The organism is Brevibacillus thermoruber 423 (assembly GCF_000454065.1).
Classification (GTDB): domain Bacteria; phylum Bacillota; class Bacilli; order Brevibacillales; family Brevibacillaceae; genus Brevibacillus; species Brevibacillus thermoruber.
Genome location: NZ_KE695651.1, coordinates 166,164 through 192,247, shown reverse-complemented (window position 1 = coordinate 192,247; position 26,084 = coordinate 166,164). Strand labels below are relative to the sequence as shown.

Here is a 26,084-nt window from a genome sequence, read left to right as displayed (position 1 = left end):
CTTTTTTACGGGAGCCACAAGCCGGGCAGCGAAAAGCGAATTGCCCCCTGCGTAGAGAAACGGCGTGTCAATACTTACTTCGTCCAATGACAAAAGCTCTTTCCAAAACGAAGCGACTAGTTTTTCGATCTCGGTCTTTGGTTGACAGTCCGCAGGAACAAACCCGCTTTTTTGAGGGGCGGGCAGACTGTTTCGATCAACCTTTCCGTTGGCCGATAAAGGGAATGCATCTAGACGGACGAAAAAGGCTGGAATCATGTAGTCGGGCAGTTGCTCCGCGATTTGTTCGCGAACGCGACTCTCTTCCCATTTCCCGTCGTCCGGGACCGTCACGTACGCGGCGAGGTAGGTGTTGTCGCCTTCGCGAATGGCCTTGACGACACACTGTTTGATATAGGGCAAACGCTCCAGTGCCGCTTCAATTTCCCCCAGTTCAATCCGGTATCCGCGTATCTTTACCTGAAAATCGACCCTGCCGATATACTCGATTGCACCGTCTTCGCGGTATTTACACAAATCGCCGGTTTTATACAAGCGTCCCCCTTCGCGGAAGGGATCGGCAATAAATTTCTCCGCTGTCAGCTCCGGTTTGTTATGATAGCCTCTCGCAAGCCCAATTCCTCCGATATGCAGTTCGCCTGCTATCCCCGGCTCCGTTATCAGCTTGTCCCCATCCAGAATCAGCAGGTGAATATTGCTGATCGGAAAACCGATGGGCACCGACTTTTCATGCTTGTCGCCTGTACACTTCCAGTAGGTGACGTCGATTGCTGCTTCTGTGGGACCGTATAAGTTGTACAGCTCCACCTGGTCAAATTTTGCGAAGAAAGCGAGCTCCATCGACTTTGTCAGTGCTTCTCCGCTGCAAATAATCCGCTTGAGAGACGGAAGCGGCGTACCCGTTTGATACACATCCAAAAAAATTTGCAGCATCGACGGTACGAAGTGCATGGTCGTAATGTTCATCGTTTGGATGGTGTGGATCAGGTATTCGGGATCTTTATGCGCTTCCGGTCTGGCCATGACAAGGGTTGCCCCGGCAAGCAGCGGCCAAAAAAATTCCCAGACAGAGACGTCGAAGCTGAACGGCGTTTTTTGCAGGATGCGGTCGGAACTGTTTAATCGAAACTCTTTTTGCATCCACTGCAGCCGGTTGTTTAGAGCCCGGTGTGTATTCATGACCCCTTTGGGATTTCCCGTGGAACCGGACGTATACATCATGTACATGAGATTGTCGGCAGTTATCGGAAGGTCAAGATTCGTTGCAGGCTGCTCCTGCCATTCCCCGCTCTTGTCGGCAACAATCAGCGTCGCATCCCCCAAAGACTGTTTTGCCAGGATCCCTTCCCTGCTCTTGGAAGTGACAACGATGGGGGCCTTCGCATCCGTCAGCATGTATTCCACGCGCTTTTGCGGATAATTCGGGTCAATCGGAACATAGGCGCCTCCCGCTTTCAACACGCCCAGCAATACAATGACCATCTCCAGAGAGCGGTCCATGCAAACAGCGACAGGCTCTTCTATCTGCAGCCCGCATGTCACGAGGTAATGCGCAAACTGATTTGCTTTTTCGTTAAGCTGCCGATAACTGAGCCCGGTTTCTTCATACATGACTGCGGTCTGATCAGGCGTCAGCGCTGCCTGTCGTTCGAATAAATGATGAATGCATGCGTCCATGTTCGGAAACTGCTCTATATTCACGTGTTTTTCCCGTAGATTGATCACACTCATTGCTCTTCCTCCCTCCGATCCGACAACTTACCCTTGCCATTCTTTGACGACGATACAAGCATTGTACCCGCCGAAACCAAACGAGTTGTTCAAAACGGTCCGCACCCGATGCGCCTGCGCCTCATTTGGCACATAGTTGAGATCGAATCCTTCATCAGGCTGATGGTGATTAATGGTTGGCGGCACGATTTGATGCTGAAGAGCCAGGATGCAGGCAATCAGCTCGACTGAACCGGACCCGGCAAGCAAATGCCCTGTCATCGACTTGATGGAGCTGACGGGAATGGACCTGGCCTTTTCGCCAAACAGTTTCTTTATCGCGAGCGTTTCGATTTGATCGTTCAATCGCGTACTGGAACCGTGGGCACTGATGTAGTCGATGTCAGCAGGCGAAACATTGGCATCCGCCATTGCATTTTTCATCGCCATAATCGCACCTTTCGCTTCCGGATCTGGCGCCGTAACGTGATAGGCATCTGTGGTGGAGCCGTATCCCGCTATTTCCGCGAGAATCGCAGCCCCTCTTTTCTTGGCTGATTCCTCCGATTCCAGCACAACAATACCCGCTCCCGCGCCAATCACAAAACCGTCCCGGTCCTTGTCAAAAGGACGGCTAGCCGCTTGCGGATTGTCATTCCGGGTGGATAAAGCCTTTATTTTACAAAAAGAGGCCAAATCAATGGGCGTGAATTGACCTTCCGTTCCGCCAGCAATCATAACATCCGCTTCTCCGTGTTGAATCGCTCGGCAGCCTTCGCCGATACAGTTGTTTCCTGTTGCACATGCGGTTACCCAGGCCCCGCTTTTTCCTTTTGCGCCGATCATCATCGAGATTTCGCTTGTCGGGGCTTCCACAAGCGAGGCAAATGCCAAGTAAGAGCTGACTTTTCGATACCCGTGCTGAAGCAGGTCCCGGTTGTTCTCCAGTATGAGCCTCGTTCCCCCCATGCCTGTTCCGACAATGACTCCCACGCGGTAGGGGTCTAGTTGACTCATGTCCAGCTTTGCCTGGGAAATGGCTTGCCTTGCGGCGATAATCGCATATTGCGTATTGCTTTCCATCCGTATCTTTTCTTTGTGGGTAAACCATTCATCGAGGTCAAGGTCTTTCACTTCTGCACCGATAGTCGTCGGAAACCCTTCGGTATCAAAAGCCTGAATATAGTCAACCCCGCTCACGCCCCGTACAAGGTTTTCCCAAAATGTTTTGATAGTTACTCCTATTGGCGTAACGACACCCATCCCGGTCACAACCACACGTCTTTTCATGATGAGTCCCCTTTATCCCAGCAATTTACCCCTATCATACAAAGGGAGGTTTTCTCATACATCCGTAAATCCCGCAACAATTCACTTCCACACGATTACCGTGGAATTGAATCGTTGTGACCATGTTAGGAAAAACAGGAAGTGTTCGATTTCCTATTTTTGCATGTTTCTCTTGATAATGCCACGACTCCCTGTATATACTCGGTATATACTTTCTTGGGAGGTAACCAATGATCACGGTAAAAAACCTGACGAAATGGTATCAGACAGGAGAAACGTCCTTTCAGGTACTAAAGGGGATTGATCTGGAAATTGCGCAGGGGGAATTTGTTGCCGTCATGGGACCATCTGGCTCGGGGAAAAGTACGCTGCTCAATTTGTTGGGTGGCCTGGATACCCCGGATTCGGGAGAGGTTTCCATTGGAGGAAAGTCGATACATGACTTGCAGGAGCGAGAGCGAACGTTGTTTCGCCGGAAAAACGTCGGCTTCGTTTTCCAAAACTACCAATTGCTTCCTGCTATGACCGTCGAGGAAAACATTGCGTTCCCGATGGAAGCGGAAGGCCTGCCTAAATCGGTGGTGAAAGCAACGGTATCTTCCCTGGTGAAAGCCGTACATCTTCAAGGAAAAGAAGGGAATTTCCCCTCGCAATTAAGCGGCGGCCAGCAGCAGCGGGTGTCAATCGCAAGAGCGCTTGCGATGAAACCGAGCGTTATTTTGGCCGATGAGCCTACGGGCAACCTCGACCGAAAAACGGGAACAGAGGTGCTGGATTTGCTGCTGTCCTTGCAGCAGCAAGATCGTTTAACGATCATCATGGTGACGCACGACGTCTTCTCTGCCAGCTATGCTGATCGGATCATTTTCCTGAGGGATGGGGTTATCGAAATGGATATCAAGCACAAGGAAGGAGATAAGCATGATGTACTGGCGGGTATCCTGGCGCTACTTAACACGTAATAAACTGCGCTCCTTTTTTACGATACTGTCCATCCTCATCGGAATATCCAGCATCTTTGCCGTCGTGAGCACAGTCGAGACCGCCAAAAAGATGACGATGGAACGGTTGAAGCTTTACACGGGAAACGCAGACTATTCCATACAGTCAAGCAGCCATACCTTTTCCGGCAGCGTCCTGGACGACATACAGCAAGACAGCAACGTAAAAGCCGCCATAGGCGTCATTCACAAGCAGGCAAGATTTGATTTGGGCGGTCCCGAGAACCTTGCCCAAACACGCTTGCGCATAACGGGTCTGTCATCGCTCCGGAGCGAACTGCTTACTTTGGAGGCCGTTTCCGGGAACCTTGCAAACGAGGGGATCATTCTCCCTCAAACAACTGCTGGCTTGTGGAAAAAGAACGCCGGGGATCTTGTCCGTTTGCAGTTGCCTACGGGCAAGATGGAGGTCCCTGTCGCGGCGATTGTCAAAGACACGCCGCTGTTGGAAGGGCCAAGCAGTTGGGACGAAGCCAGCAGCAAAAGCTGGCGGGCTTTGGCTCCCCTCCAGACAGTCCAGCAATGGTACTCTCTGACCGGCCAAGTCCAGGAGATACGCATAAAATTGAACGATACAGCGGAGGAACAGTCCGCTCTTGCCTCTATCGGCAATAAAATTAGCGATCCGTCTGTTTTCATGGAAAAAATTGTGCTGGACGAAAAACAAACCAATCAACTGGAAGAGCTGTATCTCATGCTTTATGCCATTGGCGGCCTGTCTATGATAATCAGTGCTTTTATTTTGTACAACACCTTGTATGTCAGCGTGGTGGAGCGAAAAAATGAGATTGCCGTCATGAAAACAGTCGGTTTCATCCCCTCACAAATCAAAAAGCTGTTTTTGTGCGAGGTTCTGATTCTTTCTTTGCTCGGGCTGATTTTTGGAATACCTCTCGGGTTGGGGCTGGCATCCCTGATGCAGAAAGGATTATTCCATTCCTTCCAAGCCAACATCAGCTATTCGCCGGAGTTTGCCATCGCTCTGCCGATCACGATCATCTTGGGCTTGTGCATCCCGTTGGCCGCTGCGCACATCCCGGTTGCATATGCGAGTAAAATCGATGTGATCGCCACGCTGAAACAAGTTCCTGCTCAACAGAAGGAAAAGACAACCTATCGGGTTGTAGCTGGCATTGTGCTGTTATTTGGCGTGTTCTTGAACAGCATTGTCTCGCTCCTGTTTTTATTGGCGGGGGTCACACTGCTGTTCCCGTTCATACTCAGCCTGTTCACGCGCTTTTTCAAAAGGATCGGCTTCATGGGCTACGAGGGAAAGATCGCCAGCAACAACATTCTTCGCACGCTCAATCGCTCGGCCAACATGTCTGTCATCCTGGCCTTCGTCATTTGTCTAGGCCTGTTCGTCTCCTCCATCTTCGCTTCCATGGAAACGAGCATTGAATCAGAGGTGAATCACTCCTTCGGGGGAAACCTGCAGTTGTCCACGGAAACCCCACTTACTCCCGAGAAACTGAATGCGATCCAACAGTTCGAGGGCATTCATGGCGTCACCGCTTACAAAGAAAAAGAGGTTCTATGGAGTGGAGACAAGAAAATAAACCGGTTTACCATCATCAGTGCCAATCCGGACTGGTACCAAAAACACCCGTTGTTTTATGATCCCCAAAGGAAAAATACGGATTTGCTCCAGCTTCTGAAAGCGCACCCGAACGGGGTATTGCTAGGCGACTATGCTTTTCGCGAATGGGGCGGAAAAGCAGGCGAGCCGATACGAATCATCCGGAATAACGTACCGACAGAGCTGATCGTGCTCGGCAAGGTCAACACTTCTCAATACGGCGGTTATACCGCTTTTATGGAAGAAAGCCATTTCGACAAGCTGTTCCCCGAAACGAATGCCTACAAAGGCTTGATTACAGTCGCAGATCGCGCTGCCGAAACCAGTGTGAAGGACTTTCTCCTGAATACGTTCCCGTTTGATCTTGAGCGCGTGCAGACTTTATCCGAGGAGCTGGAAAAACAAAAGCGCGCCCTTCCAGGCGTAAAGAGTCTGTTCAACGGCCTGTTAATGATCTCCATCGCCGTCGTCGGGATAGGCATTCTCAATACGTTGATCATGAATGTCATGGATCGGATGCGGGAGATTGGCGTAATGAGGGCAGTGGCGTTTACTTCCGGGCAAGTCATAACATCAATCGTGAGCGAGTCGGTTGTGATGGGAATATGCGGGACCTTGATGGGCATCCTTCTGGGAATCGCGATGACTTATGTAAATGCGTTGACCATGCAGGACACGGCCGCCTCCTTTGTCATTTCTATAGATACGCTGTTGCTGTCTACCTTCAGCGGTTTGCTGATCAGTCTGCTGGCAGCTGTCGTTCCTGCCCAAAAGGCGGCGAGATACAACCTTGGTCAAGCGCTTAAACATGACTAAACAATAAGGAATGGGTTTATATGTCTGTGAAGTACGCGATATTGACCTTGTTATCGGAAGCACCCCGTCACCGCTACGATCTGAAGGTTTCATTCGAGCGTATGGTTTACCATCAATGGGAACTGAATGCCGGTCAAATCTATACAACCATTGACCGGCTTGTCCGTGATGGACTGGTTGAGGAGGCAAGGGACGGTTCCTCCGAACTGAAAGTTTACAAAATTTCCGATAAAGGAAAGGAAGATTTGTCTGCCTGGCTTCTGCAGCCCGTTGAAAAAACATTGTTGAAGGACGAGTTTTTCTTCAAGCTGCTGTGCGCCAAGAAGCTCCGCTTTGATTCGTTGCACGACATGATCAAAAGCCAACAGGAGCTCATTATTCAAACCATATTTCAATTGCAAAGGCTGCGCAGAAGTATCGATCCAACCGGCGACAATAAATACATTCTGTACCTGATCGAGGGAAAAATCCTCCATCTGGAAGCCGACATGAAGTGGCTCACCATGTTTTCACACTCTTTGTAAAGGGAGACAACAACCATGGATTACATTTTAGGCCATAAATGGATGTTCTTGATTCTCGCAGAAGTCATCTTTTGGATTTCCATCATCACTTTCTTGGTCCTCAGGTATTGGTTTGGCAAAAAAACTCTCAGTTTTGTGTTTTTTCTTCTCTTTATTATCAATGACCTGTGGATCGCTTCCTTAGGCTTTTTCGATTATTTGCAAACTGGGCAGTTTTCCAGTTACCAAGTCGTGATCGTGGTTGTTTTCCTCTATGCGATCACGTATGGGAAAAGCGACTTCAAAAAACTTGATTCCTACATCCAAATCTATGTAGCCAAGTGGAAAGGGGAGCCTGCTCCCGCTATCGCTCCGCCGAAGAAGCTGGTCGGCAAGGAACACGCACAAAAAGAACGGAAGCATTTTTACGTTCATCTGGCCGTCTATGCGGCAGCCCACCTGGTTTTCTTCTTACTGTTCGGGCTGTCCTCACGCGTCTATGAAATGGCAAGCATGAACCAGTTTTTTGACGAGTTTTTCTCAGCCAAGGAAGGAACACTGCCTTTTGCCAATCCAACTGTCAACAACCTTAGCAGAATTTGGACCTTGATCTTCGTAATCGACAGCATCGTCGCTCTTTCGTATACCGTATTTCCGAAGGGCGGCGGGAAAGCCTCCTAGACTACTTCAGACATGCATTCCACACTCCCATGCGAGAACAGCCGCGAAGAAAGAGACCTGTTTTTCTTCGCGGCCCCTTCTTTTTAAGGGGCTATGACCATCCCGGTGAGAGTATCGGCTTGGACCTTGCCCGAGAACGCCCCGCGAATATTTACACCTCCTCGAACATTCACGGCCAAGTCACATTCTTGAATTTTACAGAGGGATTCACAATTGTGTAAAGTCGAAACCCAGAAACCACCGATAGGCGATGTTCGTTTCGATCATCATCCAAACGAACCTGCAGAATGTTGATAACGGCCTTCATCCTGTTGATTGTAGAGCATAGTGCCACCTCTTAAAACGATTGCTGATATGAATTCCTGTATTCAACAAAAAAGCCTGCAGACCTGTTCCTCACGAAACCTTGTCTGCAGGCAAAGACTGCCCGACGCGGCGGTCTTTTTTCTCACAGGAAGCCGAGCGAATGCAGAAAGACGACGATGATGGCAAGCGGCGCCGCGTACTTGAGCAGCAGCAGCCAGGCGGCAAACAGCTTTCTGCCCAGCGGCGTACGGGCCTGCAGCTCCTGGATCAGGACCTCCCGCTTCATCTTCAACGGCACGAACACCGCGATCAACAGCGCCCCCAGCGGCATCAGCACGTTGCTCACGAGAAAATCGGCGGCGTCAAACATCGTTTTGCCGAAGAAGGTGACGTCCGACCAGACGCCGAACGAGAGCGCGGACGGAATCCCGACGGCGAAAATCAGCATGCCGACGATCCAGGAAAGCCGCTTCCGTTTGTCTTCGTTCCCCCTGGCGAGCGAAGCCACGATCACCTCCAGCATGGAAAAGGCGCTCGTCAGCGTCGCAAACAGAAACAAGGCGAGAAACACCAGCAAAAACAGGGTGCCGAACGGAATATGCTCGAACACCGACGGCAGGATGATGAACAGCAGGCCCGGCCCCGCCTCCGGCTTCATGCCGAGCGAAAACACCGCCGGGAAGATCGCCAGCCCCGCAAAAAAGGCGACCAGGAGATTCAGGCCGACAATCGACCCGGCCGATTTCACCAGGTTTTCCTCTTTGCCGAGGTACGAGCTGTAGGTCACCATCACCGACACCCCGACGCTGAGCGAGAAAAACGACTGCCCCATGGCGTACAGGATCGACTCCGCAGACAGCTTGGAAAAGTCGGGCATCAGGAAGAACGCTACCCCACTTCCCGCCCCGTCCAGCGTCAGCGAGCGGACCATCAGCACCAGGAACAGGAGAAACAGCCCCGGCATCATGTACCGGTTGGCCGATTCGATCCCGCTCTGCACCCCGCGGGCCACGACCACGATCGTCGCCAGCAAGAAGACGAACTGCGCCGCGACGGAGCCGATCGGGTCGGCGATCACGTCCTGGAACAATTGCTCATAGGGCTGCCCGATCAACTGACCGGTGAGGCCGCGAAAGAAATAGGTGAAAATCCAGCCGCCGACCACGCTGTAAAACGACAGCAGCAGGAAGCAGGTGGCCACCCCCAGCCGCCCGATCCAATGCCAGCCCGTACCCGGAGCGATGGTGCGGTACGCCGAAATCGCCTCCTGTTGGGTGCTCCGTCCGATGACAAACTCCCCCAACAGCAGCGGCAGACCGATCAGCACGGTAAACAGCAGGAACAGCAGAAAAAACGCCCCGCCCCCGCTCGTGCCCGCCACGTAGGGAAATTTCCAGATGGCCCCGAGCCCGATCGCCGACCCGGCGGCCGCCAGGATGAACCCCAACCGGTTCGTCCATTGTTCCGTTTGGTTCGTCATACACGAACCCCTCCTTCACCAAATCGTATGTCCTGTATGGAGAAACAAAAAAACTCGTCCCCCTGAAAGGGACGAGTCGATTCACTCGCGGTACCACCCTTGTTAGACCAGGGACAGACGCTGCTGCCAGACACCCGGCCTCACTCGTGCCATTGATAACGGGGATGACCCGGTTCCTCCTACTGGGGGCGCCAGCCGTTCAGAGGACAGCTCCAGAGGGAATTCGGCGGGGCGCGCTTCGGATCGGCTCTCAGTCAGGACCGATCCTCCCTGTGAAGCCGCTGGTCCGCTTACTGGTCTCTGTCATCGCTGATGATGGATGCGGTTGTGTGGGTGTGGCAACGGGCCCATGAAAAAAACCCGCCCCTGTAGGGACGAGTCTGCTCGCGGTACCACCCTGCTTAAGCCTGAGGTGCCTTCGGGTGAAGGACAGCTCAGCTTCTCTTTGCCATTGGTAACGGGAATGACCCGGTGCTCCTCCTACTGGGACAACCGTTCAGAGGACAGCTCCAGAGGGAATTCCACGGGGCGCGCTTCAGAACCGCTTTCAGTCTCCGGCGATTCCTCCCTGTCAAGCCGCTGGACCGTGTACTGGTCTCTGTCATCGCTTTTGGCACAATGAAAATGATATGTATAAATGTAATGCAGTCATTGAAAAAATGCAAGGTTTTTTTCGTGAAAATGAAAAAGCGAGGAACGTCGCCACCCCCTCGCTTTACTTCTGCCGGTGCTCATGAAGATCGGCCAGCTTCCGCTCCAACGAGCCCATGATCTCGCGGCCGATTTCCTCCTCGATCAGTCCCAGACGGACGGCAAATTCTACTTCACGCGACAGCCCGAACATCTGCGTGTCCAGCACTTCTTCATACAACGGGCACTGCGGCATGGTCAGGTTTTCCATCTGTACGTCGATCAGTTTATAGATCTTTTCTGCGTCCGCTCGCAGCAACGCTAGCGCTTTTTGTTCCAGATCGGGAACCTTAATCTCTGTCAAAACCTATCCCTCCGTTTGCCACCATCCTTACCATACATAGTACGCCATTCTGGCGCATTTGAAAAGGGGAGATGGGGAGACAACTGTAACCGGTCCGCCCTCCCGAACGGCACAGATCGTTCCGAAGACCTGCAACCGCGCTCCTAAAAGATGCTCAGGTTCCACTCGGTGGAAATGGTTTCCAGAAGTTTGACCCCGGCCAGCGAGTTGCCCTTGTCGTCCAGGGCCGGGCTGTACACGCCGATTCCCATGCGGTTCGGAACCGCGGCCATGATGCCGCCGGCCACGCCGCTTTTGGCCGGTACGCCGACGTCGATGGCAAACGCGCCGGACGCATTGTACATGCCGCATGTGACCATAAACGTTTTGCAGATCCGGGCCACCTCCCGCGGGATGAACCGCTCACCGCTCGCGGGATCGCATCCGTCGGCGGCCAGCACTGCCCCCAGCCGCGCCAGCTCCGCGGCCGTCGTCTCGATCGCGCAGTGGCGAAAGTAGAAGTCGAGCGTCTCTTCCACGTCGCCTTCCAGGATGCCGCTGTCCTTCAGAAAGTAGGCGAGCGCCCGATTGCGGTTGGCCGTCTTCTGTTCCGAACGGTACACCGCTTCGTTCACGGACAGGTCGGGATTGCCCGTCATCTTCCGCAGCAGACGCAGCATGCGCGCCAGCCGCTCCTCCACGCTAGCCCCCGCGATCATCCCGGCGACGGCAATCGCCCCCGCGTTGATCATCGGGTTGAGCGGTTTGTGCGGCTTGATCAATTCCAGCTTGACGATGGAATTGAACGGGTCGCCGGTCGGCTCTTTTCCCACCCGCTCAAACACGTACCGCTGTCCGTGGTCGCACAAGGCCACCATCAGCGAAAAGATTTTGGATATGCTCTGCAGGGTAAACGGCACATGCGCGTCTCCCGCCGTGAGCAGGGTGCCGTCAAGGAGGCAGACGCTCGCTCCCAGCCGGTTTTTGTCCTGTTTGGCCAGTTCCGGTATGTACGCGGCCACTTTTCCTTCGCCGGTGAACCGGGCCGCCTGCTCGACGGCCGCTTCCAACTGCGACTGCATGTCCTTCAGACCCATCCTGTTCATCTCATATCGCCCTCGCTGCCAGTGTACAGCCTGCAGCGCTTATGGCTGCCCGTTCCCTCATTGTAATAAGCGGGCATGCCGATGTCAAATTCAGGAAGTTCACCGCGTTTCCAACGGGAACTGCTCTACGCTGACCAACCGCTCCTGATCGTACAGGCAGGCGAAGCGGCGCGGACGCGGATCGCGCAGCATCACCGGCAAGAAGTGGCGAATGTTGCTCACCACGCCCCGGTTGGCGGGATCAAGCACCCAGGCGAGCGGCTGCCAGGCAAGAATGCCCTCCGGCGTGTCCCGCACGCCCTGCACAATGGTCTTGGGAGGTACGGAAGCGAGAAAGACGTGCATGCCGCCCGCTCCGCCCTCCCACTGCCAGGTGACGACACCGCCGTAGACGACGTCCGGCAGAACCAGCCCGGCCTCTTCCCTCACTTCCCGCAGGATGCTCTCGGTCGGCGTCTCCCCCGGCTCGATTTTGCCGCCCAGCCCGTTCCACAAGCCCATGTTGGGGGCGCGGCGGCGGTTCAGCATCAGCACGTACTCGCCGCTCGTCACGAAGCAGATGGTGTAGCGAAGGTCGCACAGCGCTGCCGCCCTACTCATGGAGAGCCCTCTCCAGGCGGGACATCGCTTCCTCCAGGACGACGCGCGGGCAGGCAAAGTTGATCCGCTGAAACCCTGCCCCTTCCTTTCCAAACACCGTCCCGTCATGCAGGCCCAGCTTCGCCCGCTTGCGCACGAGTGCGTTCAGTTCGTTTTGGCTCAGGCCCAACCGGCGGAAGTCCATCCATCCGAGATAGGTGGCCTCGGGAACGGCCATGGATACTTCGGGAATTCGCTCGGCCAGAAAGTCCCGGATGTATTCCGCATTCCCCTTCAAATAGACGAGCAGTTCATCCAGCCACGGCTCGCCGTGCCGATAGGCGGCAATGGTCGCTTCGATGCCGAACAGGTTGAGGAATGGGTGCCCCATCCGCCTGGCCGCCTGCCTGAACGCCTGCAGCAGCCGGGGAGCGGGGGATATCACGAACGCGCTCGTCAACCCGGCGAGATTAAACGTCTTGGTGGCGGAGACCAAGGTAAGGCTTTGGCTTGCCAGAGGTTCCGGGAGCGAGAAATAGGGCACGTGCCGCCCTTTTTCGTAGACGAGGTCGGCGTGGATTTCGTCCGACACCACCACGATGTCCCGTTCCGCGCACATCTGTCCAAGCCGCACCAGTTCCTCCCGGGTCCACACCCGTCCCACCGGATTGTGCGGACTGCACATCAAAAACAGTTTCGGCCGGTTCTCGTCCAAGACCTGCCGCAGGCCGTCCCAGTCCATGACGTACCGGCCGTTCTCTTCCCGCAGCGGATTTTGCACGAGCCGGCGGCCCAAGCTTTCCACCGCGTAAAAAAACGAATGGTAGACCGGCGTCTGAATCAGGACGCTGTCGCCCGGTTCGGTAAACGCTTCGACGGCGATGTGCATTCCCGGCACGACCCCCGGCACCGTTCCCAACCAACCGGTGTCGACCGTGACGCCAAACCGCCTGGCGAACCAGTCCGCCACCGCCTCGTACAGCTCGGCCGGCCGCCCGGGATACCCGTAAACGGGATGCTGCGCCCGGCGAACCAGCGCCTCCGTCACCGCCGGCGGGCACGCAAAGTCCATATCGGCCACCCACATCGGCAGGACGTCCTCTTCTCCCATCATCCGCTTGTTGTAATCCCATTTCAAACTGTTGGTGCCTCGTCGTTCAATCCGGATGTCAAAGTGATGCGGCACTGTTCTCCCCTCGCTTTGCATGTTTCTTCCTTTTCACCATACCCCTTTCTCCCGCAAATGTCCAAGCCTGAATGTCTTCCGTTCCGGCAAAAAGAGCCGCAGCTTCGACAGCATGCGGCTCTTCGCCTGTCGGCCTCAGCGGGGATAGACGCCGGGACCGACCGGCAGATCAAGGACAAACCAGACAATCATCTGTACGATCCAGATCAGCAGGAAGGACAGCGCGTACGGTGTCATCGTCGCGAAGATCGTGCCCATTCCCGCGTCCTTTTTGTACTCTTGATAGTAGGCCAGGATCAGCGGCAGGTACGGATTCACCGGCGAAATGGTGTTGGTGGCCGAGTCGGCGATGCGGTACGCCACCTGGATAAACGCCGGATGATAATCGAGCAGCATCAGCATCGGCATGAACACCGGAGCCAGCATCGCCCACAACGCCGAACCGCTGGTGATGAACAGGCTGGCGAATGCGGTGAAGAGCGTGAACCCGAGCACGACCGGCAGCCCGGTCAGCCCGATGCTTTTCAGGAAATCAGCGCCGCTTACGGCCAGCAGGATGCCGATGTTGCTCCAGTTGAAAAAGGCGATGAACTGGGCGGCCGTAAAGGCCATCACGATAAAGCCGGACATGTCTTTCACCGCTTCCGTCATGTAGCGGGGAATGTCCTTTGTAGTCGTGATGAGCCCCATCTTCTTTCCGTACACGGCGGAAACGGTCACGAAAAAGAGCAGGATGATCGGAATGATGCCCTTCAGGAACGGCGACGTCAAAAAGTCTCCTGTCTTGGGATCGCGCAGGAGCGCTCCTTCCGGCACGACGAGCAGGGCCGTCACTGCCGCAAATACCAGGGCGGCGATGCCGGCTGCGCGCAGCGCCTTGTTCTCCCGCTCGCTCAACTCCTCAAAGCGGACCTGCTTTTCTCCCTGATACACGCCCAGGCGCGGCTCGATCACCTTGTCCGTAATCCAGGCGCCGATGAAGGACAGGAGAAAGACGGACGCAGACATGAAAAACCAGTTGTCCAGCGGGGAGACGTGGGCGTGGGGATCGATCGTCTTGGCCACCTCCGTGGAGATGCCGGAGAGCAGGGCATCCGTGCCCGCGATGAACAGGTTGGCCGTGAACCCAGACGAGACCCCGGCCATGCCGGCGGCGATACCGGCGATCGGATGGCGGCCCATCGCCAGGAAGACGAGACCGCCCAGCGGCGGAATAATCACCATGGACGCGTCGGAGGCGAGGTTGCCCAGCACGCCGACAAATACCACCGCGTAGCTGACGATCGCTTTCGGCACGCGGGTCATGATTTTGCGCAGGACGGTCGTGAGCAGGCCCACCTTTTCCGCCAGACCGATCCCCAACGTCATGGTCAGCACGAGGCCGAGTGCCGGGAATTCGGTGAAGTTTTTCAACATGCTGGTGAGAATCCAGTGGATCCCTTCGACGCTCAGCAAACTTTTCACCGGGACGGCTTCCCCTTTGCCGGGATGCATCACGGAGATGTCCAGTCCGGCGAGAATGGCTGAGATCACCATCAGGATCAGGCACAGATACACAAAGAGCATAAACGGGTGAGGCAGTTTGTTCCCCACGGTTTCGATCCATTTCAAAATCCCTTTTTGGTTTTGCAGGTCTGGCTGCAAGCCTGCCGCGCCATTTGCCATTCTCTATCGCCTCCTACGTGCTTGCTGTTGGTTGGCCGGTTTCCGCACCCGTCCATTTCAATGCGCCCCGAACGAACAGGGCAACCCCATCCCGCAGGGCGTCTTCGTCGACGGTGAAGCGCGGATGGTGATGCGGATACACGATGCCCTTTTCCGCGTTGCCGGCGCCAAGGCAGATGTAGCAGCTTGGCACGCGAGCGGAGAATGCGGAAAAATCTTCGCCGCCCATCATCGGCGGCATGCGCAGAAGCGCCTGTTCGCCCCATTCCTCCACGATCAGTTCCTCCACCGCCCTGGTGACCTGTTCATCGTTTACCACCGAAGCGTACCCGTACCGGTAGTCAAAGCTGTACGCGGCACCGTGCGCTTCCGCGATCCCCTTGACAATCTGTTCCATTCGCTTCACCGCCGCTTCGCGAACGGCTTGGCTGAAGCTGCGCACGGAGCCGCGCAGTTCCGCCTTGTCGGGGATGACGTTGTAGGCCCCCGTTCCTCCGTGAAAATTGGTCACGGAGATGACCAGTTGTTCCAGTGGATCGATGTTGCGGGAGACGATCTGCTGCAGATTGGCGATCACCTGCGCGCCGATCGCCACCGGATCAATCGCCGAATGCGGCGTGGAGGCATGACCGCCCCTGCCCTGAATCGTAATGTCGAACCGGTCGGAATTGGCCGTGACCGGACCGTAGGCAAGCCCGATTTTGCCGACCGGGACAGACGACATCAGATGGATGGCGAGCATGGCATCGACGCCCTCCGCCACGCCTGCCTCCACCATCTCACGGGCGCCGCCGGGGTGCATCTCCTCCGCGTGCTGGAAAATGAAGCGCACTTCTCCCCTGATCTGGTCCTGCAGGCGGGAGAGCACGTTCGCCGCGCCCAGGAGCATCGCCGTATGCCCGTCGTGCCCGCAGGCATGCATGACGCCGGGAACCGCGGATGCGAACGGAAAGTCGTTCTCTTCCTGGATCGCCAGTGCGTCCATGTCGGCCCGAAGACCGATCACGGGTCCCGGTTGGGCACCGATGAGACGGGCGACCACACTGGTTTTGGTCGGCCGGGAGAGTTCCAGATTCCCGAACGACTGCAGCCGGTCGTACACGAACTGCGCTGTCTTCTCCTCCTGAAACGACAGTTCCGGATGCTTGTGCAGGTGCCGCCTCCACTGGATCACGTCGTCCGCAACGGAGTCCAGCAGGGCGCGAACGCTTTCCCTGTTCATGACAACAACCCCTTTTCCGTACATGCTTGTCCATCCTGCCGTAAGCCCAGAGTGGTAAAAAGCAGACAGGTTTCCGTATTGATTGGTTACTATTATTAATGAATTCAAAATCATGAGTCAATTACAAAATTACTCTTATTTCAGAAAATTTTCTTTTCCAAGATCCGTTTGCCGCATCCCGGCATGTACAGTACAATCAAGGGTAGGATTTTGTACAAACGGAGGAATGCTGGATGTCAGATGTGATCGTGTTCAAGGGGGCCGTGTCGTTCCCCATCACGCTGGACCCGAGTGTGTGGATCTTCGACGAACGAAAAATCGACCTGCGCACCTACCGGGGAGAAGAAGAGCAGACGGACGGACGGCAATCCGCCTACCTGCAGGGAACCGGTTCCCAGTGGGACAAGGAACTGCGGGAAGGAGCCACACTGCCGTCGGAACGGCGGAGTCTGGCGGAAGAACGGAAAGCGCTTGAGGGCGATTACGGCATGCGGCTGGCCCCGTTTATCGACAACGCCAACCCGCTGCCGGAAGCGACGCACGTGCGCATCCACCGGCACGGACAGGAGCCGGTGACGCTGCCGATCGAACAGGCCAGACGGGCGATCCTGCAGTTTTCCCGAGACGGCAAACCGCTGCGCGAAGACGGCCCCGTCTACTTTTTCCTGCCGGAGTGGTTTGCGTCTGGCGAACCGCCGCTCAAGGCCATCACCGCGTTCGAATTCGTCACGGCAGAGTAAGCGGCTGCCCCCAACCGGACATGCCGCGGAAGACAGCCGCCGTACCCGAGCGGTGCGGCACAAGCGAGGGACAGTGTCCCGAACATACGTGTGGAGATGCATCAAAAAAAGCCATCCGCCGAAACGGATGGCTTTTCTATGATGGATGCTGTCTTGAGGTTTGCCCATCAAGCGCTGACTTGTGTAATGCGGAGGTTTCTCCTTTCCATCTCTGCGCAGAGCAGCTCGATGAAGGCGGGATCCAATTGAAGGTCGACGGCACGCTGATATACTTCTATCAACATCTGGTCGCTCAAGTATTTCACCTTGGTCACCTCCATCTGTTTCATGTGCCCATTGTAGCAGAAGGGACGTGCGCGAACAACCGTTCCGATATCCACAGCCCATGTGGACATCGTGTGGGTAAGCTGTGGGCAAATTGTTGACAACTGGAAAAAGATACCGGTTTGTCTCTGTGGATTTCCATCGAACGCTTATCCACACCATGTCACAATTTGTCGAACGATTGTGGCCGGTCAGGAGCGGCAGCCGGACTCCGCCCCCATCCCCGGCGTCAGGATCAAGGTAAGACGCAGCAAAAAACCACCCGGTCGGGGTGGTTTTCGTTTTTCAGCGGTATGGGCGCAGCCGTGCTTTACGCGTTGGCCGGCTCGGCGATGTGCAGCACCTGTCTGATCCGCTCGATCGCCCAATCCAGCTCTTCTTTGCTGATGACCAGCGGCGGCGCAAAGCGGATGGTCGTCTCGTGCGTCTCTTTGCACAAGAGACCCCGTTCCTTCAACTGCTCGCAGTACGGACGGGCGGCCGTTTTCAGCTCCAGTCCGATAAACAGGCCGCGGCCGCGGATTTCCTTGATCAGCGGGTTGCGGATCTCTTTCAGCTTTTCCATGAAGTACGCCCCCAGTTCGCGGGAACGATCCACCAGCTTTTCGTCGATCAGGACGTCCAGTGCGGCCACGGCGACGGCGCAGCCCAGCGGATTGCCGCCAAACGTGGAGCCGTGGGACCCCGGTTCAAAGACCCCGAGCACTTCCCTGTCCGCAGCCACTGCGGAGATCGGGAACACGCCGCCGCCCAGTGCTTTGCCCATGATGTACACGTCCGGCTTGACGTCCTCCCAATCGGACGCGAACAGCTTGCCCGTGCGGCCAAACCCGGTCTGGATCTCGTCGCAGACGAGCAGCACGTTGTTGGCTTTGCACACGTCGTACGCCTGCTTCAGGAAGCCGTCCGGCGGAATGATGATGCCGGCTTCGCCCTGGATCGGCTCCAGCATGAACGCCGCCGTGTTCGGCGTGATCGCCTGCTTGAGGGCCTCGATGTCGCCGTACGGGATGATTTTGAAGCCCGGGGTGAACGGCCCGAACCCGCGCTTGTAGGACGGATCGGATGAGAACGACGTAACCGTGATGGTACGGCCGTGGAAATTGCCTTCACAGACGATGATTTCCGCCTGGTTTTCCGGCACCTTTTTCACCTCGTACGCCCAGCGGCGCACGGCTTTCAGCGCTGTCTCCACCGCCTCCGCTCCGGTGTTCATCGGCAGGATCATCTCCTTGCCGGTCAACTGCGCCAGTTTTTCATAGAACACGCCCAACTGGTCGTTGTAAAAAGCGCGCGAGGTCAGCGTCACCTTGTCCGCCTGGTCCTTCAGCGCCTGGATGATGCGGGGATGGCGGTGGCCCTGGTTCAGTGCCGAATACGCGCTCAGCATGTCCAGGTATCTGTTGCCTTCCGGGTCTTCCACCCATACGCCTTCCGCTTTGGAGATGACGATCGGCAGCGGATGGTAGTTATGCGCGCCGTATTTCTCGGTTTGATCGATGACCGCCTTGGTCTTGTTCATGTTGTCTGCCTCCTTGAATCGCTTGTTGTCCTGTTCATCCATTCAAGAATGATGCCAACCAAGCCAAATCTTGCCGCAGCTTGAACCTCCGGTGGTTCCATTCCAGCAGTTGCAAAATTTTTTTGCATGTCCCTCGTATGTTTTCGCACAGGTGCACAATCATTTTGCACATGCCTCCTCCTATGGTATGATAACCTTCATAGGAATGACAGGCAGGTGCATGATGATGGCGAACGAGTCGCATGAAACCTTCTTGCGCATCTACGAACACATTCTCGACAGCATCAGCGAAGGGGTCCACGTGATTGACGCCCAGGGGACGTCCATCGTGTACAACCGGAAGATGACGGAACTGGAGGCGATGAACAAACGCGACGTGCTGGGCAGGCCGCTGGCAGAGGTGTTCCAGTTTCCGCAGGGGCAGGAGAGCACGCTCCTTCGCTGCCTGCGGACGGGCAAAAGCGTGCGCAACGTGCGGCAAACCTACTTCAACGACAAAGGGATCGAAATCACCACCATCAACAATACCTTCCCGCTTATGGAGGACGGCCGGATCATCGGGGCGATGGAGATTGCCAACGACGTCACCAAGATGGAGCGGCTGATTCGCGAAAATCTGTGGGACAAAAACGGCGCCCGCTACACGTTTGACACCATGATCGGCGAGAGCCCGGCCATCCGCGAAGTGATTGAGAGCGCCAAACGTGCGGCGCGGACCTCGTCTTCCGTGCTGGTGGTGGGTGAAACCGGCGCCGGCAAGGAGCTGTTCGTGCAGAGTATCCACAACGCCAGCCTGCGCGCGGGAGGCCCGTTTATTTCGCAAAATTGCGCCGCCCTGCCCGATACCCTGATCGAGGGGCTGCTCTTCGGCACCGCGCGCGGCGCCTTTACCGGAGCGGTGGAGCGGCCGGGGCTGTTTGAACAGGCGGAAGGCGGCACGCTGTTTTTGGACGAGATTAACTCGCTTAGTATGCCGCTGCAGGCCAAATTGTTGCGTGCCCTGCAGGAAAAGTCCATCCGGCGCATCGGCGACACGAAGGACCGGGCGATCGACGTGCGCATCATCGCCGCGCTGAACGAAGACCCCATCGAGGCGATCTCCCAACAGCGGCTGCGCAAGGACCTGTACTACCGGCTGGGTGTGGTCACGCTCTTCATCCCGCCATTGCGCGAGCGAAAAGAGGACATTCCCCTGCTCGTCGACCATTTTATCCGCAAGTACAACCAGTTGTTTCAGATGAACGTGACGGGGATCAGCGACGAGGTCATGCGCTTTTTCCTCTCCCACGACTGGCCCGGAAACGTGCGGGAGCTGCAGCATGTCATCGAAGGCGCGATGAACCTGATGGCGGACGAAACGGTCATCACTTCCGCGCATCTTCCCTATCACTTTTTGCGCCGCACGGCAGGAGCCGCCAAGGAAAAGATGCCGGTTCAGCCGTTTGCGGACGAGATCAAGCCGCTGAAAGAAAAAATGCGGGAGTTTGAGACATACTACATACAGCGCGTGGTCGAAAAGCACAACGGCAACATCTCCCGCGCCGCCAGGGAATTGGGAATCAGCCGGCAGAGCCTGCAGTACCGCCTGCGCAAACTGGGCGTGAAGCCTTCGTGAGGTGCGCCAACATTTTTGGCGGCTGACGAATTTTTTTGCGCTTGCTGCCCAATTCGTTTGCAGAGGCTGTCCCCGTTTTTGCAATTGTCCGCAAACGCAAGACAATTCCGACTTGGTACACTCCTTGCATGACATGTCCTCGCAGGTTATGCAAGGCTGTTTGTATTTTTCCTGAAGGAGAGGGTTACATGACATCACGGAAAGAGCACCACCACGAATTGAAACGGGCCATGAGCAGCCGCCACCTGTTCATGATTTCGCTCGGCGGCGTAATCGGAACCGGCCTGTTCCTGGGCTCCGGCTATACCATCAGCCAGGCGGGACCGATCGGAACGATTGTCTCCTACCTGGTTGGCGGCCTGATCATGTATCTGACGATGCTCTGCCTGGGCGAGCTGTCTGTGGCGATGCCGGTGGCCGGTTCGTTCCAGACCTACCTGACCCGGTTTGTCAGCCCGTCGCTCGGGTTTGCCGTCGGCTGGCTGTACTGGTTCGGCTGGGCCGTCACGGTGGCGCTGGAGCTCTTGTCTTCGGGCATGCTGATGCAGCGCTGGTTTCCCGATTCACCGGTCTGGATGTGGTGCGCGATTTTCGGTGCCGTCTTGTTCGTATTGAATGCGCTTTCGGCGCGGGCGTTCGGGGAGACGGAATTCTGGTTTTCGAGCATTAAGGTAAGCGCTATCATCCTGTTCATCATTCTGGGCGGCGCCGCCATGTTCGGCCTGATCGAGATGAAAAACGGCCAACCCGCCCCGATGCTCTCCCATTACCTGGACAGCCCGCTTCTGCCCAACGGGATCACCGGTCTCTTGCTGACGATGATCACCGTCAACTTTTCCTTCCAGGGAACGGAGCTGATCGGCATTGCCGCCGGTGAGAGCAAGGAGCCGGAAAAGACGATTCCCAAATCGATCCGCAACACCGTTTGGCGCACGCTCGTCTTTTTCGTGCTGGCGATCTTCGTCCTGGCCGGCATGATCCCCTACCAGCAGGCGGGCGTGATCGAAAGTCCGTTTGTTGTCGTCTTTGACAGCATCGGCATCCCGTATGCGGCCGACATCATGAACTTCGTCGTGCTGACGGCGCTGTTGTCCGTGGCCAACTCCGGCCTGTACGCGGCCACCCGGATGCTCTACTCCCTGTCGAAAGAAGGCATGGCCAGCGACAAACTGGCGACGGTCAACCACAAGGGGATTCCGATGCACGCGCTCCTGATCACCTTTGCCATTTCCCTGCTGTCGCTCTTGTCCGGCTTCATCGCGGAAGACACCGTATTTATGGTCCTGCTGTCGATCGCCGGTCTGGGAGCGCAGGTGGGCTGGATTTCCATCTCCCTGTCCCAGCTCGCATTCCGCCGCCATTACCTGCGAAACGGCGGCTTGCTGGAGGACCTGAAGTTCCGGACGCCGTTCTACCCGGTGCTTCCGCTGATCGCGCTGATTCTCAACATCACCGTGCTGGTCAGCCTGGCGTTCGACCCGGAGCAGCGGATCGCGCTGTACTGCGGGATTCCGTTCCTCGCGGCCTGCATCCTCATCTACCATCTGCATGTCAAAAAAAAGAACGGCTGGACGGATCAAAACGCGGCCTGACCGGCCGGATGCACCGCTGATCCGGGATGGGGGCGCGGGCGGTCCCCTGTTTCCCGCACCAAGCCAAACCGAACCGAACGCGGAACGCGCCTTTCCACACAGAAAAGCTTGCGGCCTTTGAGGGACCGCAAGCTTTTCGTTTCCGCAAGCGATTCATGTAAGTTGCTATCGTGCGTCGTACGGCGTGTTACATGGCTACGCGTACAATCTCCGTGATTACCACCATGGCAAAGACGGCAAATCCAAGGGAACTGGTTACAAGCAGCATCCGTTTCAGTTTCTTCATGTCTTCCATATGTGATTCCCTCCCTTTCTCTTGTGCCAACCATCTCTACCGTTATATACGAGCGGAAGATGGAAAATGTTTCAAGTCAGCACAAAAAAAATTTTTCAGGAGCGGGCCATCCTCATACAGTCGCTGCCGGATTGAGCCATCTCCTGCTCCATCCGGTACAGCTTCCAGGCCACCCAGAGGCCGACGAACAGGCACAGCGTCCACGGCAGCCAGGACATCTCCAGCCGCTGGGCCGCATCGTACACCCAACCGCCGGCAAACTGGCCCACGGAACCGCCGATCGCCAGCGAATACCCGTTGAAGCCGTAGTAGGCACCGACGTGCTCGCGCGGCGCAAAACGCTGCACCATGTCCATCATATGGGGCACGGCGATCATCGTGCCCAGGGCGAACAGGAGCGCATCCGCGATCAACATCCACAGCGTATCAGCAAACGCCAGCAAAAACAAGCCGAATCCCATGACCAGGGTGCCCAATCCGATCAGGGTGAGGCGCTGCGCGTACCCTTCCAGCCACTGGCTGACCTTCATCTGCAGCAAAATGACGGAAACGGAGACGGCCGACAAGACGATGCCGACGGCGGTTTTGCTGTGCGTCACGTCCTCCGCCAATTGCGGGATGGTGAGAAAAATCTGCATGTTGAGGTAGTAGTAGCCCATCAGGATCATCGTGTAGCGGACAAAGCGCCTGTCTTTCAGGACCAGCGACATGCTCGCCCAGACGCCGTGCCGCTCGTGCTTCGCCTCAATCGGCTGCAGCAGGAACAGCGCGATCAGCCCGTTTCCCGCGAAAATGGCGCCGGCAAACAGCGACAGGTACGTAAAATCGACGGCGGCCAGGGCGGTCCCCACGACCTGGGAGCCGACGACGCCGATGTTGGTCAGCACGTTGCGAAACGCAAACACGTCTTTGCGGATCGATTCGGGAGTCAGCACGGCAAAAGCGGCCGACATGGCCGGTTCAAACAGCGAGCCGCCCAAACCGGAGAGAACGGCCGCCAGAAAAAAATGCCACGGCTCTGTACAGAACGCAAACAGGGCAAAACCCGCGGCGCGAATCAACAGGCCCAGTACCATGGTGCCCTTGTAGCCAAAGGTGTCGGCCACCACCCCGCCGAGAAAGGCAAATCCCTGCTGCGAGAATTGACGCACGCCAAGGACGAGGCCGGCCATCGCCACCGTCCACCCGATGCTGCCCGTCAAGTACAGGGTCAGGTACGGAATCAGCGCGTAAAACCCCAGGTTCATCAAAAACGAGGTGGCCAGCAGCAACTTGACGGAAAACGGCGTTTCGCTCCACACTTCCCTCTTCATCTCTCTCACACTCTCTCTACCAACTGTCAAACAATTCGCGATACCCTCAGCTTACGGAAGCGGGTATAATTTGAGAAACGAACATTTTTGCACAGAGTAATCAAAGAATGTGATAAGAGGGAACCCAGCATATGGATTTCGAACAGTTGCGTGCCTTTTATACCGTGGCGCAAACGAAAAACTTCACAAAAGCTGCAGAAATGCTGCACGTTGTCCAATCGACCGTTACGACGAGAATCAAACAACTGGAAGAAAAAGTAGGCAAGCCGCTGTTTACCCGGGACAAGCGCAGCGTGAAGATCACCCAGGCCGGTTTGACGCTGCTGCCGTACGCCGAACGGATCCTGAAGCTCGCCAACGAGGCGCTGAACGAAGTGGCCGCCCTCCAGCCGTACGAGGATTACCTCTCCATCGGCAGCCTGAATTCGATCTGGACCTCCATCCTGGAGCCGATTCTCAAGGAGTACCACTACCGCTACCCGCACATTGCCATCAGCACCAAAACGGGCCACTCCGCCGACGTAATTCAATTTCTCCTGGACAACGTCATCCAGATCGGGATCGTCTACGTGCCACCGTCCCTGCCCAACTTTGAGGTGATTCCCGCCTGGGAAGACGAGATCGTGCTGGTCAGCCCCCCGGACGACTCGATACTCGCGGCGACCCGTGTGGACGCTCGCGAACTGCGCAACCTCCCCCTGCTCTTCATGAATTGGGGGCCGCCGTTTGACGAGTGGATCCGGCAGACGCTGCCGCGCAGCTTTGTCCCCAAACTGCACGTGGACAAGGCGGAGCTGGCCATCGACCTGGTGAAGGAAGGGCTGGGCGTCAGCCTGCTGACCCGTTCGACGGTAAAGGCCGACCTCGCCGCCGGAACGCTGAAGGAAATCGCCATTGTCGGCAGCCGACCGCCCAAACGTTCCGCCTACATCGTCCTGCCCCGGGACAAAAAGAACAAGCCCAGCGTGGAAAAATGGCTGGGCCTGATGCAGGAATTCGGCTATTCCGTCTGAGCGGGCGTGACAGGACCGACCGTCTGCGGCCGCGGCCGGCTGCCCCACGCTTCCAGACCGTATCGGACAAGGCAGTACCAGCAAGCGCCCAGACAGAGGCCTGTCAGCACATCGCTCAGGTAGTGCACGCCGAGGTAGACGCGGCTTGCGGCAATCAGGACGATCAAGAGCACACCAGCAGGTGTTATGTACACGGACCACGCCTTGTCCGCCAGCCGCCCGCGCAGCAGATGGGCGAGCATGGCGTAAAAGGGCGGGCTCACCATCGCATGACCGCTGGGAAAGGAGTACGAGTCGGGCCGCTCGATCAGGTTGAAGCCGATCGGCCGCGGCCGGGCAAACCAGTGCTTCAGCCCCTCGTTCAACAGTTCGCTGCCCAGGAGGGCGATCAGGACGGCAGCCGCTTGCGAACGGTACCCGTTCACGAACAGCAGCGCGGCCGCGAGCAGCCCGAGCGGCGCGAGCACGATTCCCCCGCCCAACTGGGTCACCGCCGTCATGGCCGCCGTCAGGGGCGCGGACCGCATCCCGGCGGCTGCCGCAAACGCCGCTTGATCCAGCGGGCCGAACCAATCCCGGCGCCACATCGCAATCAGGGCGAGCGACAAGATCAAAAAGAATCCGGCTCCCCACAGGAGACCGGCCAAATGGCGATTCATCCTCGTCCTCCCTCCTCCATCAACCAGCGCAGCGCGTCCGCAAACCGCTGATCGTCCTCCTGCGTGCGCGCGGACGGTCCGCGGGTTCGCCCGCCTCCCCGGCGGAAGCGCGCTTTTTCGTTTCGTTCTTCCAATTGAAACGCGATCCGTTCCGCATCGAACACCGACCCGTGCGGCGTCACGGCCCTGGACCGTTTCCCCAGCACGAGAGCGGCCAGTCCGATGTCCTGAGTGACGACGATGTCGCCCGCTCCCGCTTCGTTGGCCAGCTTCATGTCCACCGCCTGGGGGCCGGCGTCCACCACGACGTGATCTTCGCCGTGAAGCTGGTGATGGTAGCTGGCAAAGGTGACGCAGCGCCACCCTTTTTCCTCGCACAGCGCCCGGGCAATCTCCAGCGCGCTTCGCGGACAGGCGTCGGCGTCAATCAGCACGCGGCCGTTGGCTGCAGTCGTCACAATGGTTCACCTCTTTGCGGGCTTGGCCCTCCCCCTGCGGCTCCTTTTTTGGTATGATGGGAGCGGAGAGGAGTGAAAGGGCTTTGCGTTACCAATTTCAGTACGACGAACGGCTGGGCATTCGGCTTCCCGTCCTCTACCACGACTGGGACGAGTATTCGCCGGAAGAGCGGGCCAGCATGCTGCTGGAGTGGGAAGAAATTCGCGCAACGATTCCCGACCGCATCATTCAGTTGGAAGCCATCATCATCGAAAAGCAAAAACAGATGTTCGAGGAAGAAAACTTCGCCCGCTCCTGCGAGTTGAACAGCGAGATTCACGAATTGGCCAGCGTTATAAACGATCTTAATATATGGTTTCGCGTCCAGCAAGACTACGAAACAAAAACGCACCAGTAACCGCAGGCGGAACAGGACGGCACAAAGAAAACGGGCAGGCGATCAGCGGCATCGCCTG

General features: G+C 56.6%; 23 protein-coding genes and 1 other annotated feature. Of the genes, 9 read left to right on the top strand and 14 right to left on the bottom strand.

Annotated features, from left to right (window positions below; genetic code table 11):
• Both M516_RS25985 and fabF read right to left on the bottom strand, forming a co-directional pair.
• Positions 1-1,731 (bottom strand): non-ribosomal peptide synthetase (locus M516_RS25985; protein ID WP_238550971.1); only part of this gene is annotated, 1,731 nt, incomplete at its 3' end.
• A gap of 27 nt (positions 1,732-1,758) precedes the next feature.
• Positions 1,759-3,000 (bottom strand): beta-ketoacyl-ACP synthase II, encoded by a 1,242-nt coding sequence (gene fabF / locus M516_RS0112340; protein WP_029099391.1) that lies wholly within the window; start codon positions 2,998-3,000, stop codon positions 1,759-1,761.
• 230 nt (positions 3,001-3,230) lie between these two features.
• Here fabF and M516_RS0112335 point away from each other — a divergent pair, with 230 nt between their 5' ends.
• The 4 genes from M516_RS0112335 to M516_RS0112320 are packed head-to-tail and all read left to right on the top strand — an operon-like array spanning position 3,231 to position 7,580.
• Positions 3,231-3,962, top strand: a complete 732-nt coding sequence (locus tag M516_RS0112335) for an ABC transporter ATP-binding protein (RefSeq protein ID WP_029099390.1) — start codon at positions 3,231-3,233, stop codon at positions 3,960-3,962.
• Positions 3,922-6,396 carry an ABC transporter permease gene (locus tag M516_RS0112330; protein WP_193746973.1) on the top strand — a complete coding sequence of 825 codons (2,475 nt, stop codon included), beginning with the start codon at positions 3,922-3,924 and terminating at the stop codon, positions 6,394-6,396. The genes M516_RS0112335 and M516_RS0112330 overlap by 41 nt, the downstream gene beginning before the upstream one ends.
• A gap of 20 nt (positions 6,397-6,416) precedes the next feature.
• Positions 6,417-6,920: a PadR family transcriptional regulator gene (locus M516_RS0112325; RefSeq protein WP_029099388.1), complete on the top strand. Its 504-nt coding sequence runs from the start codon at positions 6,417-6,419 to the stop codon at positions 6,918-6,920.
• Positions 6,921-6,935: 15 nt separating this feature from the next.
• Positions 6,936-7,580, top strand: a complete 645-nt coding sequence (locus M516_RS0112320; RefSeq protein ID WP_029099387.1) for a hypothetical protein — start codon at positions 6,936-6,938, stop codon at positions 7,578-7,580.
• Positions 7,581-8,028: 448 nt separating this feature from the next.
• Here M516_RS0112320 and M516_RS0112315 read toward each other — a convergent pair whose 3' ends face one another.
• From M516_RS0112315 to M516_RS0112285, 7 genes are all read right to left on the bottom strand, one after another.
• Positions 8,029-9,366: a sodium-dependent transporter gene (locus M516_RS0112315; RefSeq protein ID WP_029099386.1), complete on the bottom strand. Its 1,338-nt coding sequence runs from the start codon at positions 9,364-9,366 to the stop codon at positions 8,029-8,031.
• A 64-nt stretch (positions 9,367-9,430) separates the two neighbouring features.
• Positions 9,431-9,682, bottom strand: a binding site (T-box leader).
• 399 nt (positions 9,683-10,081) lie between these two features.
• Positions 10,082-10,360 carry an Fpa/YlaN family protein gene (locus M516_RS0112310; protein ID WP_029099385.1) on the bottom strand — a complete coding sequence of 93 codons (279 nt, stop codon included), beginning with the start codon at positions 10,358-10,360 and terminating at the stop codon, positions 10,082-10,084.
• A gap of 143 nt (positions 10,361-10,503) precedes the next feature.
• Positions 10,504-11,436, bottom strand: a complete 933-nt coding sequence (gene glsA, locus M516_RS0112305; protein WP_035289679.1) for a glutaminase A — start codon at positions 11,434-11,436, stop codon at positions 10,504-10,506.
• 108 nt (positions 11,437-11,544) lie between these two features.
• Entirely contained in the window at positions 11,545-12,045 is a 501-nt protein-coding gene (locus M516_RS0112300) for an NUDIX hydrolase (RefSeq protein WP_035289676.1), read from the bottom strand.
• Positions 12,038-13,231, bottom strand: a complete 1,194-nt coding sequence (locus M516_RS0112295) for a MalY/PatB family protein (protein WP_035289673.1) — start codon at positions 13,229-13,231, stop codon at positions 12,038-12,040. The genes M516_RS0112300 and M516_RS0112295 overlap by 8 nt, the downstream gene beginning before the upstream one ends.
• Positions 13,232-13,345: 114 nt before the next feature.
• Positions 13,346-14,875: an AbgT family transporter gene (locus tag M516_RS0112290; RefSeq protein WP_029099381.1), complete on the bottom strand. Its 1,530-nt coding sequence runs from the start codon at positions 14,873-14,875 to the stop codon at positions 13,346-13,348.
• Between the two features lie 13 nt (positions 14,876-14,888).
• A complete protein-coding gene (locus M516_RS0112285; RefSeq protein WP_029099380.1) occupies positions 14,889-16,097 on the bottom strand; it encodes a M20 family metallopeptidase in 1,209 nt (402 codons plus the stop codon).
• Positions 16,098-16,330: 233 nt separating this feature from the next.
• Here M516_RS0112285 and M516_RS0112280 point away from each other — a divergent pair, with 233 nt between their 5' ends.
• Positions 16,331-16,837, top strand: a complete 507-nt coding sequence (locus M516_RS0112280) for a molybdopterin-binding protein (RefSeq protein ID WP_029099379.1) — start codon at positions 16,331-16,333, stop codon at positions 16,835-16,837.
• 167 nt (positions 16,838-17,004) lie between these two features.
• Here M516_RS0112280 and sda read toward each other — a convergent pair whose 3' ends face one another.
• Together sda and M516_RS0112270 are read right to left on the bottom strand one after the other, a co-directional pair.
• Positions 17,005-17,142, bottom strand: coding sequence for a sporulation histidine kinase inhibitor Sda (gene sda, locus M516_RS0112275; RefSeq protein WP_029099378.1), 138 nt, complete (start codon positions 17,140-17,142; stop codon positions 17,005-17,007).
• A gap of 329 nt (positions 17,143-17,471) precedes the next feature.
• Positions 17,472-18,683 (bottom strand): ornithine--oxo-acid transaminase, encoded by a 1,212-nt coding sequence (locus tag M516_RS0112270; protein WP_029099377.1) that lies wholly within the window; start codon positions 18,681-18,683, stop codon positions 17,472-17,474.
• 223 nt (positions 18,684-18,906) lie between these two features.
• On the opposite strand from M516_RS0112270, the gene M516_RS0112260 reads away from it, so the two are divergent.
• Together M516_RS0112260 and M516_RS0112255 are read left to right on the top strand one after the other, a co-directional pair.
• Positions 18,907-20,298, top strand: a complete 1,392-nt coding sequence (locus tag M516_RS0112260) for a sigma-54 interaction domain-containing protein (RefSeq protein ID WP_370512100.1) — start codon at positions 18,907-18,909, stop codon at positions 20,296-20,298.
• Positions 20,299-20,486: 188 nt separating this feature from the next.
• Positions 20,487-21,890 carry an amino acid permease gene (locus M516_RS0112255; RefSeq protein ID WP_029099375.1) on the top strand — a complete coding sequence of 468 codons (1,404 nt, stop codon included), beginning with the start codon at positions 20,487-20,489 and terminating at the stop codon, positions 21,888-21,890.
• Between the two features lie 390 nt (positions 21,891-22,280).
• On the opposite strand, the gene M516_RS0112245 is transcribed toward M516_RS0112255, so the two are convergent.
• Positions 22,281-23,498: an MDR family MFS transporter gene (locus M516_RS0112245; RefSeq protein WP_029099374.1), complete on the bottom strand. Its 1,218-nt coding sequence runs from the start codon at positions 23,496-23,498 to the stop codon at positions 22,281-22,283.
• A 131-nt stretch (positions 23,499-23,629) separates the two neighbouring features.
• Here M516_RS0112245 and M516_RS0112240 point away from each other — a divergent pair, with 131 nt between their 5' ends.
• Positions 23,630-24,511, top strand: a complete 882-nt coding sequence (locus tag M516_RS0112240; RefSeq protein ID WP_029099373.1) for a LysR family transcriptional regulator — start codon at positions 23,630-23,632, stop codon at positions 24,509-24,511.
• Here M516_RS0112240 and M516_RS0112235 read toward each other — a convergent pair.
• Positions 24,499-25,170 (bottom strand): phosphatase PAP2 family protein, encoded by a 672-nt coding sequence (locus M516_RS0112235; RefSeq protein ID WP_035289666.1) that lies wholly within the window; start codon positions 25,168-25,170, stop codon positions 24,499-24,501. The genes M516_RS0112240 and M516_RS0112235 overlap by 13 nt on opposite strands.
• Positions 25,167-25,628 carry a YaiI/YqxD family protein gene (locus tag M516_RS0112230; protein WP_035289663.1) on the bottom strand — a complete coding sequence of 154 codons (462 nt, stop codon included), beginning with the start codon at positions 25,626-25,628 and terminating at the stop codon, positions 25,167-25,169. The genes M516_RS0112235 and M516_RS0112230 overlap by 4 nt, the downstream gene beginning before the upstream one ends.
• Positions 25,629-25,711: 83 nt before the next feature.
• Between M516_RS0112230 and M516_RS0112225 the strand changes: the two genes are divergently transcribed.
• Complete coding sequence (locus tag M516_RS0112225) at positions 25,712-26,026, top strand: hypothetical protein (RefSeq protein WP_029099371.1); 315 nt, start codon at positions 25,712-25,714, stop codon at positions 26,024-26,026.
• The last annotated feature ends 58 nt before the right edge of the window (positions 26,027-26,084 follow it).

Excerpts from the sequence above, each read along its gene's own strand:
- fabF (WP_029099391.1), bottom strand. The coding sequence starts at position 3,000 with ATGAAAAGACGTGTGGTTGTGACCGGGATGGGTGTCGTTACGCCAATA.
- M516_RS0112335 (WP_029099390.1), top strand. The coding sequence starts at position 3,231 with ATGATCACGGTAAAAAACCTGACGAAATGGTATCAGACAGGAGAAACG.
- M516_RS0112330 (WP_193746973.1), top strand. The coding sequence starts at position 3,922 with ATGATGTACTGGCGGGTATCCTGGCGCTACTTAACACGTAATAAACTG.
- M516_RS0112325 (WP_029099388.1), top strand. The coding sequence starts at position 6,417 with ATGTCTGTGAAGTACGCGATATTGACCTTGTTATCGGAAGCACCCCGT.
- M516_RS0112320 (WP_029099387.1), top strand. The coding sequence starts at position 6,936 with ATGGATTACATTTTAGGCCATAAATGGATGTTCTTGATTCTCGCAGAA.
- M516_RS0112315 (WP_029099386.1), bottom strand. The coding sequence starts at position 9,366 with ATGACGAACCAAACGGAACAATGGACGAACCGGTTGGGGTTCATCCTG.
- glsA (WP_035289679.1), bottom strand. The coding sequence starts at position 11,436 with ATGGGTCTGAAGGACATGCAGTCGCAGTTGGAAGCGGCCGTCGAGCAG.
- M516_RS0112300 (WP_035289676.1), bottom strand. The coding sequence starts at position 12,045 with ATGAGTAGGGCGGCAGCGCTGTGCGACCTTCGCTACACCATCTGCTTC.
- M516_RS0112295 (WP_035289673.1), bottom strand. The coding sequence starts at position 13,231 with ATGCAAAGCGAGGGGAGAACAGTGCCGCATCACTTTGACATCCGGATT.
- M516_RS0112290 (WP_029099381.1), bottom strand. The coding sequence starts at position 14,875 with ATGGCAAATGGCGCGGCAGGCTTGCAGCCAGACCTGCAAAACCAAAAA.
- M516_RS0112285 (WP_029099380.1), bottom strand. The coding sequence starts at position 16,097 with ATGAACAGGGAAAGCGTTCGCGCCCTGCTGGACTCCGTTGCGGACGAC.
- M516_RS0112280 (WP_029099379.1), top strand. The coding sequence starts at position 16,331 with ATGTCAGATGTGATCGTGTTCAAGGGGGCCGTGTCGTTCCCCATCACG.
- M516_RS0112270 (WP_029099377.1), bottom strand. The coding sequence starts at position 18,683 with ATGAACAAGACCAAGGCGGTCATCGATCAAACCGAGAAATACGGCGCG.
- M516_RS0112260 (WP_370512100.1), top strand. The coding sequence starts at position 18,907 with ATGATGGCGAACGAGTCGCATGAAACCTTCTTGCGCATCTACGAACAC.
- M516_RS0112255 (WP_029099375.1), top strand. The coding sequence starts at position 20,487 with ATGACATCACGGAAAGAGCACCACCACGAATTGAAACGGGCCATGAGC.
- M516_RS0112245 (WP_029099374.1), bottom strand. The coding sequence starts at position 23,498 with ATGAAGAGGGAAGTGTGGAGCGAAACGCCGTTTTCCGTCAAGTTGCTG.
- M516_RS0112240 (WP_029099373.1), top strand. The coding sequence starts at position 23,630 with ATGGATTTCGAACAGTTGCGTGCCTTTTATACCGTGGCGCAAACGAAA.
- M516_RS0112235 (WP_035289666.1), bottom strand. The coding sequence starts at position 25,170 with ATGAATCGCCATTTGGCCGGTCTCCTGTGGGGAGCCGGATTCTTTTTG.